Below are 15,229 nucleotides of genomic sequence, written 5' to 3'. Positions count from 1 at the left end.
GGCGTCAGCCCTCGTCGGTGATGCCGAGCTTGTCGATGCGCTCCAGGATGACGCCCTCGCGGAGGGCCCACGGGCAGATCTCCAGCTCGCTCAGGTCGAAGATGTCCATGACGGCCTCGGCGACCAGCGCGCCGGGCACGATCTGGTGGGTGCGGCTCGGGGAGACGCCGGGCAGGTCGGCGAGCTCGTCTGCGGACATGCCCACCAGCTTGGGGATCCAGTCGCGCAGGTCGTCGAGTGCGAGGACCCGCTCGACGAGGGGGCCCTGGTCGGACGGCGCCGCGCCGCAGATGCGCGCCAGCGAGCGGAAGGTCTTGGACGTCGCCGCCGCGACGTTGGGGGCGCCGGCGCGCAGCACGTAGCCGGCGTCCCTGGCGATCGCGGCGCGGATCTTCTTGCGGATCGCCCGGAGCTGGAGCTCGTCGATGCCGTCCTCGAAGTGGGCGCGCGCGAGGCGGGCGGCGCCGAGCGGGAGCGACTGCGCGACGTCGGGGGCCTCGTCGGTGCCGGCCGCGATCTCGAGCGAGCCGCCGCCGATGTCGAACACGGTCAGCCGGCCGGCGGACCAGCCGAACCAGCGCCGTACGGCGAGGAACGTCAGCCGGGCCTCGTCCTCGCCGGAGAGCACCTCGAGCGCGACGCCGGTCTCGCGGCGGACGTGGGCGAGCACCTCGTCGGAGTTGGCCGAGTCGCGCACCGCCGACGTCGCGAACGGCAGCATCTCCTCGCAGCCCTTCTCGTCGGCGACGACGAGGGCCTCGGCGCAGAACTCGGTGAGCGCGGCGATGCCCGACGCCGTGACCGCACCCTGGTCGTCGAGGTGCTCGGCGAGCCGCAGCGGCTGCTTGTGCGAGTACGCCGGCAGCGGGGCGGCGCCGTCGTGGGCGTCAACGACGAGCAGGTGCCCGGTGTTGGAGCCGATGTCGAGCACGCCCAGACGCATACCTCAACGGTACCGCCGTCGGTCAGGAGTAGCCCCGCGCCGTACCGTTTGCGTTGTGCCCGAGGTGCCCCTGGACTTCCCGCGAGCGTTCGTCGAGTTCGTCAACCCCGACGACGCCGACGAGGTGCTGCGCTGCGACCTCACCTGGCTGACCTCGTCCTACACCTGCATCTTCGGCTCCGGCTGCAAGGGCATCTACGCCGACTCCCCCGACACCGGCTGCTGCACGCTGGGCGCGCACTTCGCCGATGACGACGACGAGAAGCGCGTCGCCGGCTTCGTCGCGCAGCTCACGCCGGAGCTGTGGCAGCTCCACCCCGGCGGGAAGATCAAGAAGAAGCACTGGATCGAGGTCGACGAGGACGGCGAGCGCAAGACGCTGGCCCTCGAGGTCGACGGGCAGCGCGGCTGCGTCTTCGCCAACCGACCGGGCTTCGCAGGCGGCCAGGGCTGCGCGCTCCACGCGCTCGCCCTCGCGCAGGGGCGCAACCCGCTCGAGACCAAGCCCGACGTGTGTTGGCAGCTGCCGATCCGGCGTACCTTCCGCACCGTCGAGCGGCAGGACGGCACGTCGTACACGGAGACCTCGATCGGCGAGTACGACCGCCGCGGCTGGGGCCCGGGCGGGCACGACCTCGACTGGTACTGCTCCGGCAACACCGAGGCGCACGTCGCCGTCGAGCCGGTCTACGTCACCAACGAGGCCGAGCTCGTCGCGCTGATGGGCCAGCCGGCGTACGACGAGCTGGTGCGCCACTGCGAGGCACACGTGCGGTCGCGGTCGGCGCTGGCGCTCCACCCCGCCGACCGGCCATTGCGGTAACTCACCGCTCCCCGGCGACGTACCTCTTGATGTCGAGAGAACCCGACCCCGGCGACGAGTGCCGTCCGTCATATGTCGACAATGTCTGACATGCGCCTGGACCACCTCTCCTACGCCGCCGGACCCGACGGCCTCGCCGCTACCGCAGCCCGCCTCGGCCAGGCGATCGGGCACGAGTTCATCGACGGCGGGGTGCACCCGCGGTTCGGCACGACCAACATGATCCTGCCGCTCGCGGACGGGACCTACATCGAGGTCGTCGCGGCGCTCGACCACCCGGCGTCCGACAAGGCGCCGTTCGGCCAGGCCGTCAAGGCGCGCTCCGCCCTCGGCGGTGGCTGGCTCGGCTGGGTCGTCGCGGTCGACGACCTCGCCCCCGTCGAGGAGCGGCTCGGCCGCGCCGCGGCCATCGGCAGCCGGCACCGCCCCGACGGCACCGAGCTCCGCTGGCGCCAGATCGGCGTCAACGGCCTGATCGCCGACCCGCAGCTGCCGTTCTTCATCGAGTGGGAGACCGACGCGGCGCTGCACCCGTCGGCCGGCGCCGACGGCTCGCTCTCCCTCGCCGGGATCGAGATCGCGGGCGACCCGCAGCGGGTCAGCGAGTGGCTCGGCGAGACCGTAGAGGCCCCCCTCGAGGACGTCAAGGTCGAGTGGGTCGCCCCGCACGGCACGCCGGGCATCCTCGCCGCCCAGGTGCAGACCCCGAACGGGATCGTCCGCATCTGAGCCGGCTCCCCAAGGGCGCCATCGAGAGCCCGAACATCTGGCGGACGCCGGCGACGTACGAGATCGAGAACCGCGCCGCCGACCCCGACGGCCGGCTCTGGTCGGCCATGACGTCGCTCGTCGACTGGTCGGGACGCACCGTGCTCGACCTCGGCTGCGGCACCGGCTTCCACCTGCCGCGGTTCGCCGAGACCGCCGGCCGGGTGGTCGGCGTCGAGCCGCATCCCGACCTGCTGCGGCTCGCCGAGCGCCGTACCCGCCGGCTCGACAACGTGGAGCTGGTCTCCGGTACGGCGCAGCAGATCCCGCTGCCGGACGCGTCCGTCGACGTCGTGCACGTGCGGTGGGCCTACTTCTTCGGGCCGGGCTGCGAGCCGGGCCTCGCCGAGCTGGACCGGGTCGTACGGCGCGGCGGCACCGCGATGATCATCGACAACGACGGCTCGCGATCGACGTTCGGCGCCTGGTTCCGGCGCGGGTTCCCGCACCTAGACTCCCCCGCGGTCATCGAGCAGTTCTGGTCGACCCACGGGTGGACCCGCACCCCGGTCGACATGGGCTGGCGCTTCGCGTCGCGCGCGGACCTCGAGGCCGTCGTCCGGATCGAGCTCCCGAGGACGACCGCCGAGCAGGTGCTGCGACTCCACGAGGGCACCGAGGTCGACTACGCGGTCAACCTCTGGTCGAAGCGCTTCTAGCGCGCGGTCGAGCCGCGGACCGCGAGGGTCGGGGCCAGCAGCACCCCGCCGCCGTCGTACGGCTCGTGCGCGAGCAGCGCCCGCAGCGCACGGACCAGCTCGATCGCGGCCTGCTCGAGCGGCTGGCGCACCGAGGTGAGGCCGGGCGGCACGACCTGCGCGACCTGCGAGTCGTCGAAGCCGACGACGCCGATGTCGCGGCCGGGGTAGAGGCCGCGCTGGGCGAGGGTGTGCAGCACGCCGATCGCGAGCGTGTCGGACGCGCAGACGAACGCGTCGGGGCGCGGGCCGTCGAGCAGCTCGGCGGCGGCGGTCATGCCGGCGTGCACGGTGTCGTCGGTGCGTACGGCGAGGGCGCCGTCGTACCCGCCCCGAGCGGCCATCGCCTGCTCCCAGCCCGAGCGCCGGTCCTCACCGAGGTGGAAGTCCGGGCGCCAGCCGAGCCAGGCCACGCGCTCGTAGCCACGGTCGAGCACGTGCTCGGTGGCCGCGCGGACCCCGGCGGCGCCGTCGACGTCGACCCACGGGTGCGCGGCGGCCGCGTCGCCCCAGGGGCGCCCGAACGCGACGAACGGCGCCCGCCGCTCGGAGAGCCAGGCCGCCTGCGGGTTGCCGAGGTAGGTGTCGGTCACGACGAAGGCGTCCACCGCCGTCGACCGGAGCAGCGCGTCGTAGCCGGCGAGCGGGTCGGGCCGCACCCCCTCGACCTGCTGCCCGCCCGAGAACAGCAGCACGTGGTAGCCGGCGGTGCGCGAGGCCTCGACGAGCGCGTGGATGAAGCGGTCCATCGCGGCGTTGGCGGTGTACTCCTGGGCGGCCGGCATCCGCAGCCCGATCAGTCGCGAGGAGCCGGTGCGCAGGTGCCGGGCGGCCCGGTTGGGCGTGTAGCCGAGCTCCTCGATCGCGTCCTGGACGCGGCTGAGGGTGTCGGGGCGCAGCAGCTGCGGGCTGTTGATCGCGTTCGAGACCGTCTGCCGGGAGACCCCGGCCCGCTCGGCGACGTCAGCGAGCGTGGGCGGCAGCGGGGGTGTGTCGCTCACCGGTCAAGCGTACGGCGGCCGCGGTCCGCGCCTCACGGAGATGCCGATGTTGGCTCGCCGCCCGGGTCCGCGGGCTTGAGGGTGACCCCCGCGATCGCGGGCCGGGTCGCGCCGATGATGCCGACCAGGACGCAGAGCACGGCGGCGCCGATCTCGACCCGCCCCAGCCCGAACGCGATCGCCAGCGGTCCCACGACGAGCTGACCGATCGGCATCGCGACGAAGGAGAAGAAGCCGTCGACGGACATCACCCGCGACAGCATGTCCTCCGGCACCTTCTCCTGCACGGTGAGGCTCCAGGCGAGGTTGACGACGGCGAGCCCCGCCCCGGCGAGGAGGAACGCCGCCGCCAGCACCACCGTGTCGACCCAGGTGCCGAGCACCAGCATGGGCGCGGCGCTGGCGGTGAACCCGATGACGCAGGCGCGCAGCGGCCGCCTCAGGGTCATCCGCGCGAGCACGAAGGCGAACAGGAAGATGCCCGCCGCCTGGGCGGCGCGCGCGATGCCCCACCCCGACGAGCCGATGGTGTCCTCGGCGATCGCCGGCCCGAGCACGCCGAGAGCGCCGCTGATCGCGGCGTTGAAGATCAGCGAGCAGGTGGCCACCGGCAGCACCCAGCCGAGAGCGCGCACGAACGACCAGCCGGCCCGCAGGTCGCCAAGCACGCTGTCCTGCTTGTCCGGGCGGGCGCCGACGGGGATCCGCATCAGGCCGAGGAAGCCCGCGGCCGCGAGGTAGGTCCCGGCGTCGACGGCGATCGCCCAGCCCGGCCCGACGGTCGCCACCAGCACGCCCGACAGGGCGGGGCCGAAGATGCTGAGCAGGCTCTCGGTCTGGCCGATCAGCAGGTAAGCCGACTTGCGCTCGGACTCGGGCAACAGCACCGGCACCATCCCGTGGAACGCCGGATAGCTGACCGCGAACGCCGTACCGCTGAGGAACTGGAGCGCCGCGAGGTGCCAGATCTCGGCCACGTCGGTCAGCACGAGGGCGGCCGTGGCGCCCTGCAGCAGCGCCTGGACGACGTTGGCGCCGCGGAGCACCGCGCCCCGCGGCAGCCGGTCGGCGATCGCCCCGCCGATCATCATGAACGCAACCATCGGCACGGTCCACGCCGCGATCACGAGGCCGAGCGCCGAGGCGGAGTCGGTGATCGCGAGGACGGCGAACGCCAGTGCGATCGGCGACATCGACGTGCCCGCCGCGTTGACCATCTCGCCCGCGAAGAACCAGCGGAAGTTCGCCACCCGGAGGGCCGAGGCGTGGTCGCGCAGCGTCACCTGGCGGACGTTAGCCAACGCGGCCGCTCGATCACGACCGGTTCTGCCCAGGGCGTACGGCGCCGCCTGCGCCACTGTGTCGGGCCGATCCTCTAACGTCACGTCCATGGCGTCTTCGAACACCCGATCGAACCGCACGCGCGCGACCTACCGGTGCAGCGAGTGCGGCTGGACGACCGCGAAGTGGGTGGGCCGCTGCGGCGAGTGCCAGGCGTGGGGCGCCGTCGCGGAGGCCGCGGCGAGCGAGCCCACCGGCCGCACCCAGGCGGCGCCGGTGACCCGACCGGCGGTGCCGATCGGCCAGGTCTCCGCCGAGCAGGCCGTCCACCACTCGTCCGGCGTGCCCGAGCTCGACCGCGTCCTCGGCGGCGGTCTGGTGCCGGGCGCCGCCGTGCTGCTGGCCGGTGAGCCGGGCGTCGGGAAGTCGACGCTGCTGCTCGAGGTGGCGGCCAGCACCGCCCGCCGGGCCCAGCGCACCCTCTACGTCACCGGCGAAGAGTCCGCGGCGCAGGTCCGGCTGCGCGCCGACCGCACCTCCGCGGTGCAAGACCAGCTCTACCTCGCGGCCGAGACCGATCTCGGCGCGGTCCTCACCCACGTCGAGGAGGTGCGACCCAGGCTGCTCGTCATCGACTCGGTGCAGACGATCGGCGCGTCCGGAGTCGACGGCGTGCCCGGCGGCGTCACCCAGGTCAAGGAGGTCGCGGCCGCGCTCGTGCGGGTCGCCAAGACCCGCGACATCACCGTCGTGATGGTGGGCCACGTGACCAAGGACGGCTCGATCGCCGGCCCGCGGGTGCTCGAGCACCTCGTCGACGTCGTGCTCCACTTCGAGGGCGACCGCGACTCGCGGTTCCGGATGGTCCGCGCGGTCAAGAACCGGTTCGGTCCGGTCGACGAGGTCGGCTGCTTCGACCTCGGTGCCGACGGCATCACCGCGGTGCAGGACCCGACCGGCATCTTCGTCGAGCAGCACCACACCCGCGTGCCCGGCACCTGCGTCGCGGTGTCGATGGAGGGCCGCCGGCCGATGCTGGCAGAGGTGCAGGCACTGGTGACCGTCCCTGCCGGGGAGGACCGCGTGCGCCGTACCACCTCGGGCCTGGACGGGTCCCGGCTCGCCCTGGTGCTGGCCGTGCTGCAGCGTCACGCGGGCGTGCCCCTCCACAAGCGCGACGTGTTCGCGTCCACCGTCGGCGGCGCCCGGCTCGTCGACCCCGCCACCGACCTGCCCCTGGCGATCGCGCTCGCGTCGGCCGACTCCGGAGCGCCGGCGCCCGCGGGAGTCGTCGCGCTCGGCGAGATCGGCCTGTCGGGCGAGCTGCGGCGGGTCCGTGACCTGGAGCTCCGGCTGGCCGAGGCGGCACGCCTGGGCTTCACCACCGCCGTCGTCCCGGCCGACGCCGAGGCGCGCAGCGGGCCGCACCGCGTGCGCACCGGCCGGGTGGTCGACGGCATGAGCGTCATCGAGGTCCCCGACATCACCACCGCGCTCGAGGTGCTCGACGTCCATCGTCGCGGCCAGCGCCCGCTCACCGCTGTCGAGGACAGGTGACCCGAGCGGGACACCCCGTGGCTTAGGGTTACGCCGGAGGCGTGTCGAGCGCCCCGCGAGCCGAGGAGTGAGACTGCAGTGGTGACCGAGCGGCCGGATGACGCCCGGCTCCGCGAGACGCTCGCGCTGATCGCGCCCGGCACCGCGCTTCGCGACGGCCTCGAGCGGATCCTCCGCGGCCGCACCGGCGCCCTGATCGTGCTCGGCCGGGACAAGATCGTCGACGGCATCTCGACCGGCGGGTTCGAGCTCGACGTACCGTTCACCGCCACCGGGCTCCGCGAGCTGGCCAAGATGGACGGCGCGATCATCGTCGACCGCGACCTCACGCGGATCATCCGCGCCGCCGTGCACCTGATGCCCGACCACACCATCCCGTCGGAGGAGACCGGCACCCGGCACCGCACCGCCGACCGGGTCGCGCGCCAGACCGGCTTCCCGGTGATCTCGGTGTCCCAGTCGATGCAGATCATCGCGGCGTACGTCGGCGAGATCCGCCACGTGCTCGAGGACTCCGGGCAGATCCTGTCCCGCGCCAACCAGGCGCTCGCGACCCTCGAGCGCTACAAGCTGCGGCTCGACGAGGTCTCCTCGACGCTGTCCGCGCTCGAGATCGAGGACCTCGTCACGGTCCGCGACGTCGCCGTGGTCGCACAGCGGCTCGAGATGGTCACCCGGATCGCCCGCGAGATCGAGGACTACGTGCTCGAGCTCGGCACCGACGGCCGGCTGCTGTCGCTCCAGCTCGAGGAGCTCGTGACCGGCGTCGACATCGAGCGCGAGCTGGTCATCCGCGACTACGTCCCCTCGCGCAAGCGCAGTCGCGAGCCCGACGAGCTCCTCGGCCGCCTCGAGGGGCTCTCGGCCACCGAGCTCGTCGACCCCGCCTCGGTCGCGCGCGTCCTCGGCATCGGCACCGGTGAGCACCTCGACGGCGCGGTCGCGCCGCGCGGCTACCGCCTGCTCGCGAAGGTGCCGCGGCTCCCCGCGGTCGTCGTCGAGGGCCTGGTCGACCACTTCGGCACCCTGCAGAAGCTGCTCTCCGCCGGCATCGACGACCTCCAGGCCGTCGAGGGTGTCGGCGAGCTGCGCGCGCGCAGCGTGCGCGAGGGCCTGTCGCGGCTGGCCGAGTCGACGATCCTGGAGCGGTACGTCTGAGGCCAGGGACCGCCCGAGGAACGAGGGAGGTCCCGTCGGCCGAAGAGGTTGAGGGCGCGCGCTCCTGCGAGCGTGCGAGCAGGAGCGACCGCGCGTCTCGAAACCTCGATCAGCGACCGCTCACAGCCAGCCGCCTGCTCAGCGGATCGGTACGTCCTGCTGGCGGTCGCCGTGCTCCGGCTGCTGACCGCCGCCACCCTCCGGGGACTGCTCGCCATCCTGCGGCTGCTTCTGCCCACGGTCGCCCTTCTCGCCCGGCTCGCGGTCCTCGCCCTCCGGCCCGGTCGGGTCGGCGTCCGGCGTGACCGTCGCCGGCGTGGGCGTCTCGAGCTCGAAGTCGGTCTCGCCCGGCTCACCGCCGAGCGTCGCCGCCGCCACGGAGTAATCACCCGGCTGGAGCCACTCGGAGCCTCCGGGGCAGCCCGGGTCGGACTCCTTGGCCTCCTCCCAGGTCATCTCGACGACCGTCGCCACCACGTCGCGCACGGTGACGACCCGCTCCGGGATCGCGTCGCCGCACTCACGGGTGGTCCAGACCTCCTCGGCGCCGCGGGTGACGCGGACGACGATGCGCTCGTCGCTGAGCCGCCAGAGGCACGCCGCGGGTCCGGTCGACCTCAGGCTGAGGCCGATCGTCACGTCGCGCCCGGCGACGGCCTCGTCGACCTCGGGCGTGATCAGCACGTCGGCGGCCTTGCAGTAGCCGTCCGGCTGGGCGAGCACGTCGGGGTCGAACGTCGGGCCGTACGTCGGCCCGGCCCGCCGCTCGCGGCGCTCCCGCCGGCGCTGCTCGTCCCTCGGCTCGACGGTGACGGTCTGCGACGGCTCGACGTCGGCGCCGGCCTGCTGGGCGACGGGGGCATCGTCGGACGCGTCGCTGCCACCGCGCAGCACGCTGACGATGACGAAGAGCAGGCTCGCGGCGAGCGTGAGCACGAACAGGCGCCGCCGCCAGTAGACCTCCGGCGGCAGCGGTCCCCGGGTCAGCTGCGCCATGGATCCGACGCTAGCCGCGGGACGCCCCCGATCGTCGGTCCCACACCGTGCATCGCCGAGTCGCCGCGTGATCACCAGCCGACTCGGCGTCCCACACGCGTGAAGACGAGCCGGCTCGGAGCCCCAGACGCGTGAAGATGCGCCGACTCGGCACAATTGGACGGTGAGCAGCCAGACCGCGCCGGGATCGTCACCGTTGGTGGCGCCGGTCCTGGAGTGGTACGACGAGCACGCGCGCGACCTGCCGTGGCGGCGGCCCGAGGCCAGCGCGTGGTCGGTGATGGTCTCGGAGTTCATGCTCCAGCAGACCCCGGTCAACCGGGTGCTCCCGGTGCACGAGACGTGGCTCGAGCGGTGGCCGACACCGGCGGACCTCGCGGCGGAACCCACCGGCGAGGCGGTGCGGGCCTGGGGCCGCCTCGGCTACCCACGGCGCGCGTTGCGGCTGCACGCGGCGGCGACGGCGATCCGCGACGAGCACGGCGGCGAGGTGCCGGCCGACTACGACGCGCTGCTCGCGCTGCCCGGCGTGGGTGACTACACGGCCGCCGCGATCGCGACGTTCGCCCACGGTCGCCGGCACGTCGTGCTCGACACCAACGTCCGGCGCGTGCTCGGCCGCGCGGTGAGCGGCGTGGAGTTCCCGGCCCGCTCGGTCACCCGCGCCGAGCGCGACGTGGCTGCGGCGCTGCTGCCCGACGACGAGCCGACCGCGGCGACCTGGTCGGTGGCGGTGATGGAGCTCGGCGCCCTGGTCTGTACGGCGGACCGGCCCCGCTGTGACGCCTGCCCCGTGGTCGCGCTGTGCGCGTGGCACACCGCCGGGCGGCCGGCGTACGACGGTCCGCCCCGCCCGGTGCAGACCTACGCCGGCACCGACCGCCAGTGCCGGGGCCGGCTGCTGGCCGTGCTGCGCGACGCCGAGGGCGCCGTACCGTCCGACCGGCTGGACGCGGTGTGGGACGACGCGGCCCAGCGCGCCCGCTGCCTGGAGTCCCTGCTCGCCGACGGCTTGGCGGTCAGGACCGCCGACGGGGGCGTGGCGCTGCCGTAGGCGCCGCTGCGCCCGGGGTCTCGACCGGCCGGTTCGCGGGCGGCCGGAACCCGTCCTTCGGCGTCTCCCGCAGCCGGTCAAGCGCGGCGTCGAGCGCGGCCCGCTGGTCCGCGCTCGGCGCGGCCGGCTCGTGGGTCCCGCGGTCGGCGTCGATCTCGTCGACCACGCCGAGCCTCCGCAGGAGGTCGAGGTCGTCGGCGATCGTGCGCTCGTAGAGCGCGAGCAGCTCCTGCTCCAGCGCCTCCGGCGGCAGGCCGCGGGCGAGGAGGCCCTGCACGGCGTCCATGGTCCGCTGCCGGATGGGACGCAGCCTGGTGTCCGGCCCGGCCTGGGCGAGGGCGGTCCACTTCCGCGCGAACTCCTCGCCCGAGTAGGACTCGAAGTGCAGCACCAGGAACGACGGGTCCGCGGCGGTGTCCACCGCTCCCCCGTCGGCGCCCACGGGGTCGTGCAGGGTGAGCCAGGTGTCAGTGCCCGGTCGCACGCCGGACTTGCCGTCGGCGTGCCCGTGCAGGAAGGCCCCGTTGGTGGGCTTCTCGATCACGCCGCGCCGGACGAGGCGGCGCAGCTCGGGCTTCTCGAGGGGCCGCTTGAACCAGGTGGGCGGTCGCTCCCAACGCAGCCGGCTGACCGCCTCACGCACCTCGAGCCTGACGGCGGGGACCGATGGGGGCACCGCGGCGAGGCGGTCGCGGTCGACGCGCACCACCTCGTCGCCGTCGACGTGGAAGAGCCAGGACGCCCAGCCCAGCTCGCCGAGGAGGTGGCGGATCGCGTTGGCGTTGATGCGCTGCCTGTGGTTCAGCTCGGGCGGCCGCCCACCCTGCCACCAGGCGTCGTCGGTGCGGATGCAGGTGACGTGCGGATGAGCCGCGAAGCCCTCAGCGACCTCCGGCTGGTCCGCGTCGAGCAGCACGAACAGGTGGTCGACCCCACCCGCGAGGTTGCGGGCGACGTACTGCTCCAGGCGCGGCAGCGTGTCCTTGACCGTGCTGACCGCGGCGACGATGCCGCCCTGGTCAGCCATGCCGGAGCTCCCGTCAGGACCGGTCACGCTGCTGTGCGCGTGCCGCGCGGTTGGCGTCACGCTCGCGGCGCAGGTCGGCGACCTGGCCGTCGAGGATCGTCGCCAGCGCCCGCAGCGCGGCGTCGGTCACCTCGCGCTCGTCGACCGGCGTCAGCTCGTCGGCGAACGCCGAGTCGTGGGGGTGCAGCTCGGCGAGGTCGCCGACGACGTCGTAGCCGCCGCTCTCCAAAGCCTCGATCACGCCCCGCGCGTGCTCCTCGCACCACGCGCGGTGCTGCGCGAGCATCGGGATCCGGTCGCCCTTCTGCGGCGCCAGGACGCCGATCGCGAAGCCTCGCTTGAGCACCGGCCCGTGCAGGTCGCGGCGGAACGTCGGGGGCGCCAGCAGCCCGTTGATCCTCAGCAGCAGCTCGGCCTGTGCGCGGCCCAGCGACTCGTTGGCGCGCACGCTCTCGGCGGTCAGCGACGCCGGGTCGATGCCGAGCACCCCGCAGAAGCGGTCGAGCAGGACGGTCGGCGCGGCACCCGGCGGCGGCAGCAGCACGACGTGCATCCGCGACGGGTCGACCAGGCCCTTCCAGCGGGCGAGCATCGCGGGCACGTCGTAGGCGCGCCAGAACCCGGCGGCCACCTCGCCCTCGCGGGACACCACGGCGTCGACGAAGGCCTCGTAGGGCACCTGGGAGCCACCCTTGACGGTCTGCTGCCAGGCCGACGGGATCGTGCGCGCGATGTCGCGGACGGTCAGCAGCAGGTGGGCCTCGCGGCCGCCGAGCGCCTCGCCGAGCCGCGCGACCTGCTCCTCGGTCGAGCCGCCGAAGACCTCGTCGCTGACGAGCACCCGGTCGCCCGGGGCGGACGCGAGCTCGCGCGGGAACCGCTCGAGCGCCCGCTTCGCCCGCGGGGCGTCGACGCCCTCCTGGAGCTGGTCCTTGAGCGCCCGCACCAGCTGGCGGCTCGCGATCTGGTTGTGCGGCACCATCGTCAGCCCCTGCGCGCCGAGCGCGTCGGGGTTGGCCCGCAGCAGCGACTGGAGGTACGACGTCCCCGTCTTCTTCAGCCCGATGTGCAGGTAGACCGGTCCGTCAGACATGCCTCGCATTGTGTCGCACCCCGCGAGTCGGCAGAAACCGGCGCTCAGAAACGACCGAGTCGGCAGAAGTTCGCGCCAGTCCTGCGAACTTCTGCCGACTCGATGCCCTCAGGCTGAGAACTTCTGCCGACTCGCGCCTACTCGGTGCCGGTGGAGCGGGGCACGTCGGTCGGGCCGCCCTCCTCGGTCGGCGCCTCCGCGGCGCCGCCCTCGGACACGGTCTCCAGCGGCGGCAGGTCGGGCAGCTCGCTGACCTTCTGGCCCTCGAACGTGAAGGTCGCGGTCGGACCCTCGCCGTCCACGTCGACCAGCACCAGCTGACCGGGGCCGACCTCGCCGTACAGCATCTTCTCGGCGAGCACGTCCTCGATCTCGCGCTGGACGGTACGGCGCAGCGGCCGCGCGCCGAGCACCGGGTCGAAGCCCCGCTCGGCGAGCAGGTTCTTCGCCTTCTGGGTCAGCTCGATGCTCATGTCGCGGTCCTTCAGGCGGACCTCCACCGCGGCGATCATGTTGTCGACCATCGCGACGATCTGCTCCTGCGACAGCGGCGGGAAGACGATGATCTCGTCGACACGGTTGAGGAACTCGGGCCGGAAGTGCTGCTTGAGCTCCTCCGACACCTTGCTCTTCATCCGCTCGTAGGAGCCCTGCTTGTCGCCGGCCTGCTGGAAGCCGAGGTTGATGCCCTTGGCGATGTCACGGGTGCCGAGGTTGGTGGTCATGATGATGACGGTGTTCTTGAAGTCGACCACCCGGCCCTGGGAGTCGGTCAGGCGACCTTCCTCCAGGATCTGCAGCAGGCTGTTGAAGATGTCGGGGTGGGCCTTCTCGACCTCGTCGAAGAGGACGACGGAGAACGGCTTGCGGCGCACCTTCTCGGTGAGCTGGCCGCCCTCCTCGTAGCCGACGTAGCCCGGGGGCGAGCCGAAGAGCCGCGAGACGGTGTGCTTCTCGCCGAACTCGGACATGTCGAGCTGGATCAGCGCGTCCTCGTCGCCGAAGAGGAACTCCGCGAGCGTCTTGGACAGCCACGTCTTACCGACACCGGACGGGCCGGCGAAGATGAACGAGCCGCCGGGACGCTTCGGGTCCTTCAGGCCGGCACGGGTACGGCGGATCGCGCGCGAGAGCGCCTTGACCGCCTCGTCCTGGCCGATGACGCGCTTGTGGAGCTCGTCCTCCATCTTGAGCAGCCGGGTCGACTCCTCCTCGGAGAGCTTCACGATCGGGATGCCGGTCGCGACCGCCAGCACCTCGGCGATCAGCTCCTCGTCGACCTCAGCGACCTCGTCCATGTCGCCGGCGCGCCACTGCTTCTCGCGCTCGGCCTTCTTCAGGATGAGCTGCTTCTCCTCGTCGCGCAGGCGGGCGGCGGCCTCGAAGTCCTGCCCGTCGATCGCCGCCTCCTTGCGCTGCCGCACCTCGCCGATCTTGTCGTCGTACTCGCGCAGGTCGGCGGGCGCCGTCATCCGGCGGATCCGCAGCCGCGAGCCGGCCTCGTCGATCAGGTCGATCGCCTTGTCGGGCAGGAACCGGTCGGAGATGTAGCGGTCGGCCAGCGTCGCCGCGGAGACCAGCGCCTCGTCGGTGATGGTCACCCGGTGGTGCGCCTCGTAGCGGTCGCGCAGGCCCTTGAGCATCTCGATCGTGTGGGCGATCGACGGCTCGGCGACCTGGATCGGCTGGAAGCGGCGCTCGAGCGCGGCGTCCTTCTCGAGGTACTTGCGGTACTCGTCGAGGGTGGTCGCTCCGATGGTCTGGAGCTCGCCCCGGGCCAGCATCGGCTTGAGGATCGACGCGGCGTCGATCGCGCCCTCGGCGGCGCCGGCGCCGACGAGAGTGTGGATCTCGTCGATGAACAGCACGATGTCGCCGCGGGTGCGGATCTCCTTGAGCACCTTCTTCAGGCGCTCCTCGAAGTCGCCGCGGTAGCGCGAGCCGGCGACCAGCGCACCCAGGTCGAGGGTGTAGATCTGCTTGTCCTTGAGCGTCTCGGGCACGTTGCCCTTGACGATGTCCTGGGCCAGGCCCTCGACGATGGTCGTCTTGCCGACGCCCGGCTCGCCGATGAGGACCGGGTTGTTCTTCGTACGGCGGGACAGGATCTGCATGACCCGCTCGATCTCCTGCGAGCGGCCGATGACCGGGTCGAGCTTGCCCTCGCGGGCGTCCTGGGTCAGGTTGCGGCCGAACTGGTCGAGCACCAGGCTCGACGACGGCGCGTCACCGCTGCTGGCGCCGGTCGCGGCGGCGGCCTGGCCGGACTCCTTGCCCTGGAAGCCCGAGAGCAGCTGGATGACCTGCTGGCGCACCCGGTTGAGGTCGGCGCCGAGCTTCTGCAGCACCTGGGCGGCGACGCCCTCGCCCTCGCGGATCAGGCCGAGCAGGATGTGCTCGGTGCCGATGTAGGAGTGGCCGAGCTGCAGCGCCTCGCGCAGGGACAGCTCGAGCACCTTCTTGGCGCGCGGAGTGAACGGGATGTGGCCGCTCGGCGCCTGCTGGCCCTGGCCGATGATCTCCTCGACCTGGGCACGCACCGCCTCGAGCGAGATGTCGAGGGACTCCAGCGCCTTGGCGGCGACGCCCTCCCCCTCGTGGATGAGACCGAGGAGGATGTGCTCGGTCCCGATGTAGTTGTGGGAGAGCATGCGGGCCTCTTCCTGGGCCAGCACGACCACCCGGCGGGCACGGTCGGTAAACCGCTCGAACATCTGCATCGCTCCTCACACGTCACGCAGGCTGTCGAAGGGGACAACCGCTGGACCAGCCTACGCGTTCCGTGTGACGGGAAAACGCCGTCCGCTCAGAGCGAACGCCCGAGCGCGAC

13 protein-coding genes are annotated in these 15,229 nt (G+C 72.9%); 6 read left to right on the top strand and 7 right to left on the bottom strand.

Annotated features, from left to right (window positions below):
• Positions 1-4: 4 nt before the first annotated feature.
• Positions 5-943, bottom strand: a complete 939-nt coding sequence (locus tag HNR19_RS00995) for a Ppx/GppA family phosphatase (protein ID WP_179666139.1) — start codon at positions 941-943, stop codon at positions 5-7.
• A gap of 55 nt (positions 944-998) precedes the next feature.
• Here HNR19_RS00995 and HNR19_RS00990 point away from each other — a divergent pair, with 55 nt between their 5' ends.
• The 3 genes from HNR19_RS00990 to HNR19_RS00980 all read left to right on the top strand — a co-directional run bounded on the left by HNR19_RS00990 (position 999) and on the right by HNR19_RS00980 (position 3,193).
• A complete protein-coding gene (locus tag HNR19_RS00990) occupies positions 999-1,766 on the top strand; it encodes a DUF3109 family protein (RefSeq protein ID WP_179666138.1) in 768 nt (255 codons plus the stop codon).
• A gap of 90 nt (positions 1,767-1,856) precedes the next feature.
• Positions 1,857-2,495, top strand: coding sequence for a VOC family protein (locus HNR19_RS00985; protein WP_179666137.1), 639 nt, complete (start codon positions 1,857-1,859; stop codon positions 2,493-2,495).
• 107 nt (positions 2,496-2,602) lie between these two features.
• Positions 2,603-3,193, top strand: coding sequence for a class I SAM-dependent methyltransferase (locus HNR19_RS00980; RefSeq protein WP_246303457.1), 591 nt, complete (start codon positions 2,603-2,605; stop codon positions 3,191-3,193).
• On the opposite strand, the gene HNR19_RS00975 is transcribed toward HNR19_RS00980, so the two are convergent.
• Both HNR19_RS00975 and HNR19_RS00970 read right to left on the bottom strand, forming a co-directional pair.
• Positions 3,190-4,233, bottom strand: a complete 1,044-nt coding sequence (locus HNR19_RS00975) for a substrate-binding domain-containing protein (protein WP_179666136.1) — start codon at positions 4,231-4,233, stop codon at positions 3,190-3,192. The genes HNR19_RS00980 and HNR19_RS00975 overlap by 4 nt on opposite strands.
• 32 nt (positions 4,234-4,265) lie before the next feature.
• Entirely contained in the window at positions 4,266-5,516 is a 1,251-nt protein-coding gene (locus HNR19_RS00970; RefSeq protein WP_179666135.1) for an MFS transporter, read from the bottom strand.
• 106 nt (positions 5,517-5,622) lie between these two features.
• On the opposite strand from HNR19_RS00970, the gene radA reads away from it, so the two are divergent.
• Both radA and disA read left to right on the top strand, forming a co-directional pair.
• Positions 5,623-7,071 carry a DNA repair protein RadA gene (gene radA, locus HNR19_RS00965; RefSeq protein WP_179666134.1) on the top strand — a complete coding sequence of 483 codons (1,449 nt, stop codon included), beginning with the start codon at positions 5,623-5,625 and terminating at the stop codon, positions 7,069-7,071.
• A 78-nt stretch (positions 7,072-7,149) separates the two neighbouring features.
• The gene (gene disA, locus HNR19_RS00960) at positions 7,150-8,229 is read left to right on the top strand and encodes a DNA integrity scanning diadenylate cyclase DisA (RefSeq protein WP_343046990.1); all 1,080 of its coding nucleotides are present in this window, start codon (positions 7,150-7,152) and stop codon (positions 8,227-8,229) included.
• Positions 8,230-8,367: 138 nt separating this feature from the next.
• Here the strand turns inward: disA and HNR19_RS00955 are convergent, their stop codons facing one another.
• Entirely contained in the window at positions 8,368-9,225 is an 858-nt protein-coding gene (locus HNR19_RS00955; RefSeq protein WP_179666132.1) for a hypothetical protein, read from the bottom strand.
• 163 nt (positions 9,226-9,388) lie between these two features.
• Between HNR19_RS00955 and HNR19_RS00950 the strand changes: the two genes are divergently transcribed.
• Positions 9,389-10,279 carry an HhH-GPD family protein gene (locus HNR19_RS00950; RefSeq protein ID WP_343046989.1) on the top strand — a complete coding sequence of 297 codons (891 nt, stop codon included), beginning with the start codon at positions 9,389-9,391 and terminating at the stop codon, positions 10,277-10,279.
• On the opposite strand, the gene HNR19_RS00945 is transcribed toward HNR19_RS00950, so the two are convergent.
• The 3 genes from HNR19_RS00945 to HNR19_RS00935 form a co-directional block, all read right to left on the bottom strand.
• A complete protein-coding gene (locus tag HNR19_RS00945) occupies positions 10,245-11,306 on the bottom strand; it encodes a glycosyltransferase family 2 protein (RefSeq protein ID WP_179666131.1) in 1,062 nt (353 codons plus the stop codon). The two genes, HNR19_RS00950 and HNR19_RS00945, sit on opposite strands and share 35 nt — an antisense overlap.
• Before the next feature lie 13 nt (positions 11,307-11,319).
• Positions 11,320-12,399, bottom strand: a complete 1,080-nt coding sequence (locus HNR19_RS00940; protein ID WP_179666130.1) for a hypothetical protein — start codon at positions 12,397-12,399, stop codon at positions 11,320-11,322.
• Positions 12,400-12,536: 137 nt separating this feature from the next.
• Positions 12,537-15,113 (bottom strand): ATP-dependent Clp protease ATP-binding subunit, encoded by a 2,577-nt coding sequence (locus HNR19_RS00935; RefSeq protein WP_246303456.1) that lies wholly within the window; start codon positions 15,111-15,113, stop codon positions 12,537-12,539.
• Between the last annotated feature and the right edge of the window lie 116 nt (positions 15,114-15,229).

The organism is Nocardioides thalensis, assembly GCF_013410655.1.
GTDB classification, from domain to species: domain Bacteria; phylum Actinomycetota; class Actinomycetes; order Propionibacteriales; family Nocardioidaceae; genus Nocardioides; species Nocardioides thalensis.
Note: the sequence above shows the minus strand (reverse complement) of the source record. Positions and strands in the feature narration are given on the sequence as shown.

Excerpts from the sequence above, each read along its gene's own strand:
- HNR19_RS00940 (WP_179666130.1), bottom strand. The coding sequence starts at position 12,399 with ATGTCTGACGGACCGGTCTACCTGCACATCGGGCTGAAGAAGACGGGG.
- HNR19_RS00985 (WP_179666137.1), top strand. The coding sequence starts at position 1,857 with ATGCGCCTGGACCACCTCTCCTACGCCGCCGGACCCGACGGCCTCGCC.
- HNR19_RS00945 (WP_179666131.1), bottom strand. The coding sequence starts at position 11,306 with ATGGCTGACCAGGGCGGCATCGTCGCCGCGGTCAGCACGGTCAAGGAC.
- HNR19_RS00980 (WP_246303457.1), top strand. The coding sequence starts at position 2,603 with ATGACGTCGCTCGTCGACTGGTCGGGACGCACCGTGCTCGACCTCGGC.
- radA (WP_179666134.1), top strand. The coding sequence starts at position 5,623 with ATGGCGTCTTCGAACACCCGATCGAACCGCACGCGCGCGACCTACCGG.
- HNR19_RS00935 (WP_246303456.1), bottom strand. The coding sequence starts at position 15,113 with ATGTTCGAGCGGTTTACCGACCGTGCCCGCCGGGTGGTCGTGCTGGCC.
- HNR19_RS00995 (WP_179666139.1), bottom strand. The coding sequence starts at position 943 with ATGCGTCTGGGCGTGCTCGACATCGGCTCCAACACCGGGCACCTGCTC.
- HNR19_RS00955 (WP_179666132.1), bottom strand. The coding sequence starts at position 9,225 with ATGGCGCAGCTGACCCGGGGACCGCTGCCGCCGGAGGTCTACTGGCGG.